Source organism: Streptomyces albus subsp. chlorinus (assembly GCF_013302895.1).
GTDB classification, from domain to species: Bacteria; Actinomycetota; Actinomycetes; order Streptomycetales; family Streptomycetaceae; genus Streptomyces; species Streptomyces chlorinus.
Genome location: NZ_VJOK01000001.1, coordinates 6,494,503 through 6,498,613, shown reverse-complemented (window position 1 = coordinate 6,498,613; position 4,111 = coordinate 6,494,503). Strand labels below are relative to the sequence as shown.

General features: G+C 73.6%; 4 protein-coding genes. 2 read left to right on the top strand and 2 right to left on the bottom strand.

Going from position 1 to position 4,111, the window contains the following annotated elements; genetic code table 11:
- Nucleotides 1–855 (bottom strand): NAD(P)H-binding protein (locus FM076_RS28145; protein ID WP_173873673.1); only part of this gene is annotated, 855 nt, incomplete at its 3' end.
- 191 nt (nt 856–1,046) lie between these two features.
- Between FM076_RS28145 and FM076_RS28140 the strand changes: the two genes are divergently transcribed.
- Nucleotides 1,047–2,759: an AMP-binding protein gene (locus FM076_RS28140; RefSeq protein WP_173873672.1), complete on the top strand. Its 1,713-nt coding sequence runs from the start codon at nt 1,047–1,049 to the stop codon at nt 2,757–2,759.
- 31 nt (nt 2,760–2,790) lie between these two features.
- Complete coding sequence (locus FM076_RS28135) at nt 2,791–3,717, top strand: helix-turn-helix transcriptional regulator (RefSeq protein ID WP_243274657.1); 927 nt, start codon at nt 2,791–2,793, stop codon at nt 3,715–3,717.
- Nucleotides 3,718–3,739: 22 nt separating this feature from the next.
- Here the strand turns inward: FM076_RS28135 and FM076_RS28130 are convergent, their stop codons facing one another.
- A complete protein-coding gene (locus FM076_RS28130) occupies nt 3,740–3,928 on the bottom strand; it encodes a hypothetical protein (RefSeq protein ID WP_173873671.1) in 189 nt (62 codons plus the stop codon).
- Nucleotides 3,929–4,111: the final 183 nt, after the last annotated feature.

Genomic DNA, 4,111 nt, shown 5'->3' with positions numbered 1-4,111 from the left:
CTGGGCGTAGGCCCAGGAGGCGAGCGTGGTGGGAGTGGTGGTCAACAGCGTGCGGGTGTCCTTCGGCCGGTAGCCGTCCCGCATGAACGCCGACATCCCCACGACCCCCTCGATCCGCCGCTCGCCCAGCCCCGCCGCGCGCAGCCGCGCCCGCACGTCGTCGTCGCCGACGCGCACCGCGCGCACCGGGCGGCCCAGCGCCTCGGTGAGGACGGCGGCGACCTCGCTCCAGGTCAGATCGGCGGGCCCCTGCACCGCCTGCGCGTGCTGCCCCGTCCAGGAGGCCGACAGCAGCCGTGCCGCGGCGACGTCCCCGATGTCCCGCGGGTCGACCCAGGGCATCGGATGGTCCAGCGGCAGCGTGGTGCGCAGCACCCCCTCGGTGCGCAGCGCCTCCAGTTCGAAGAGCAGGTTGGTGAAGAAGTAGCCGCACCGCAGGTGGAGCACGTGGGCGCCGGTGGCCTCCAGCATCTCCTCCGTACGGCCGAGCCCGTCGATCTCCCCGGCGCCGGAGCGCAGCTCCGCCCCGCCGCTGCTGAGGAAGACCGTGCGGGCGATGCCGTTCTCGCGTACGGCGCGCGCCCCGTTGGCGCCCATCCGGGCGTACCCCTCGACCGGGTCCCCGTCCTCGGTGGGCGGGTCGACCCAGAACAGCGCGTCGGCGCCCTCGGTGGCCCGTACCACCGCGTCGCCGTCGCCCTGGTCGCAGCGGACGGCGTCCACCCGCTCCCGCAGCGGGCCGGGCAGCCGGTCCGGGTCGCGGACCAGCAGTGTGGGCCGCACCCCAGCTTGGAGCAGCAGGGGGACGACGCGGGAGCCGACGTTTCCGGTGGGAGTGGTCACAACGATCTTCATGGCTCCAGCCAAGACCATCCCCGGCGCACCGCGCACCGGTTGCCGCCCGCTACCCCCGAAGAGGGGTAGCGCTCCGGCCGGTGCTGCCGGTAATTGTGACCCACGACACCCGGCGGGCCACCCGTCGCCAGACGCCGACGGCCCCCGTCACCCACCGACACCCCACCGAACGGACCCCGTGGAGGCCGACCGTGTCCGTACCAGCCCCGCAGAGCGCCCCTGAACGCAGCTACGCCTCCGGGCCCTCGACGACCCCGCTGCTGGGCGACACCATCGGGGAGAACCTGGACAAGGCGGTCGCCGCGCACCCGGACCGCGACGCCCTGGTGGACGTCGGCAGCGGGCGGCGCTGGACCTACCGGGAGTTCGGCGCCGACGTGGAGGCCCTCGCCCTGGGCCTGCACGGGCTGGGTGTCCGCAAGGGCGAGCGGGTGGGCATCTGGGCGCCCAACTGCCCCGAGTGGACGCTGACGCAGTACGCGACGGCGAAACTGGGCGCCGTCCTCGTCAACATCAACCCCGCCTACCGGGTGCACGAACTGGAGTTCGTGCTGCGGCAGGCGGGCATCCGCACACTGGTGGCCGCCCCCCGCCACAAGTCCTCCGACTACGCGGCGATGATCCGGCAGGTGCACCCCGAGTGCCCGGGGCTGACCGACGTCGTGCTGATCGGCGAGGAGGAGTGGGACGAACTGCTCGCCCACGGGCGCGGGCAGGCGGGCGAGCGGGCCCGCGAGGTGCTCGGCGGCATCGCCCGGACCCTCTCGGCCGACGACCCGGTCAACATCCAGTACACCTCGGGCACCACCGGCTTCCCCAAGGGCGCCACCCTCTCCCACCACAACATCCTCAACAACGGCTTCTTCGTCGGGGAGCTGTGCCGCTACACGGAGGCCGACCGCATCTGCCTGCCGGTGCCCTTCTACCACTGCTTCGGCATGGTGATGGGCAATCTGGCGGCCACCAGCCACGGCGCCTGCATGGTGATCCCGGCCCCCGCCTTCGACCCGGCCGCGACACTGCGCGCCGTCCAGCGGGAGCGGTGCACCTCGCTGTACGGGGTGCCGACCATGTTCATCGCCGAGCTGGCCGAACCGGACTTCGACTCCTTCGACCTGAGCAGCCTGCGCACCGGCATCATGGCCGGATCGCCCTGCCCGGTGGAGGTGATGAAGCAGGTGATCGAGCGCATGGGCATGGCCGAGGTGTCCATCTGCTACGGCATGACGGAGACCTCCCCCGTCTCCACGCAGACCCGCGCCGACGACTCGCTGGACCGGCGCGTCACCACCGTGGGCCGGGTGGGACCGCACCTGGAGGTGAAGATCGTCGACCCGGCGACGGGACGGTGCCTGCCGCGCGGCGAGCCCGGCGAACTGTGCACCCGGGGCTACTCGGTGATGCTCGGCTACTGGGAGCAGCCCGAGGCCACCGCCGAGGCCATCGACGCCGCCCGCTGGATGCACACCGGCGACCTGGCGGTGATGGACGCCGACGGGTACGTCACCGTCACCGGCCGCATCAAGGACATGGTGATACGCGGTGGTGAGAACATCTACCCCCGGGAGATCGAGGAGTTCCTCCACACCCACCCGGACGTTCTCGACGCACAGGTCGTCGGGGTGCCCGACGAGCGCTACGGTGAGGAGCTGATGGCGTGGATCCGGATGCGGGAGTCAGCCGCGCCCCTGACGGCCGACGGGGTGCGGGAGTTCTGCACGGGCAGGCTCGCCCACTACAAGATCCCGCGCTACGTGCATGTCGTCGACGCGTTCCCCATGACGGTCACCGGCAAGATACGCAAGGTCGAGATGCGCGAGAAGTCGGTCGAACTGCTGGGGCTCACACCGCCCGGTGCCCGGGAGGGCACCGACGGCCCGCCCGAGGGCGGCCGGCCGCACTGACCACCGTTCCGCAAGCGCCCAGGAGCCGAGGTTGACTGCATCCGACGGGTCCCGTTCCCGCTCCTTCCCGCCCGGCGGCACCCCGTCGTCCGCCTGGCCGCTGCTGCGTGCCGGCGACACCGACGCCTTCCGCCAGGCACTCCGCCTGGCCCGGCAACGCACGGGCGTCCGCTGCGTGTTCGGGGGCGGGGTGGGTGACGGGGCGCTGCGGCTGACGGAGTTCGTCGGCACGCTGACGGACTCGATGCGCGGACTGCGCGTGGTGCCCGGCAGAGGACTGGGCGGCTACGTCCTGGCGCACCAGCGCCCGTACGCGGTCAACGACTACGTGCCGGCGACGACCATCACCCACGACTACGACAACCCGGTGCGCCGGGAGGGCTTCCGCGCCATCGTGGCCGCCCCGGTCACCGTGCGCGGCGGGGTGCGCGGCGTGCTCTACGCCGCCGCCCGCGACGCGGCCCCGCTGGGCGACCGGACGACCGCGGCGCTGACGGAGGCCGCCCGGCTGCTGGCGCACGAGATCGCCGTCCGGGACGAGGTGGACCGCCGCATGCGGCTGATGGAGACCGCGGCGGCGGCCCCGGCACCCCCGCCGCCCCCGGAACTGGACGCCCTGCGGGATCTGCACGCGGAACTGCGGGGCATCGCCCACGAGATCGAGGACACCGAGCTGCGGGACCGGCTGCGCAACGCCTGCGACCGCTTCCTGCGGGCCGGGCTCGGCACGGACGGCACGGACGAGGACCCGTCCGGCGAACGCCCCCGCCTCTCCCCCCGCGAGCTGGACGTCCTGTCCTACGTGGCCCTGGGCTGCACCAACGCCGAGACGGGACGGCAGCTGTGCCTGGAGCCGGAGACCGTGAAGGCGTACCTGCGCAGCGCCACCCGCAAACTGGGGGTCCACAGCCGCCACCACGCGGTGGCCGCGGCCCGCCGCCTCGGCCTGCTGCCCTGAGCGCCGTCCCGGCGCGGCGCGCTCAGCCGGAGCGGGACCCCGGCTCCAGGATCTCGTCGAGGACCTGGACGACCGTGAGGAGCGCGACGCGCCGGGCCGCCTCGGGTCCGCCCGCGTCCGCCTCCCCGGCGGGCAGGGCGGACTCGGTCGCCGCCCAGTCCCGCGCCCGGCGCATGCGTTCCAGTAGCTCCTGAGCATCGATACCGGTCATCCAGGGACCGTAGCGCCGCCGTCCGCCGGGCAGGAGAGGGCGACACGGCGGCCCGTACCCAGCCGCCACATCGAGAAATCGATTTATGTCCCCGCCTCGCGACCCGATCCGCGAGCCCAACCGGGCGCGGGTGGACGCGCGTTGACGGCCGGTGATCCGCGGCCGGGCGGTCCGTCCGGTGGC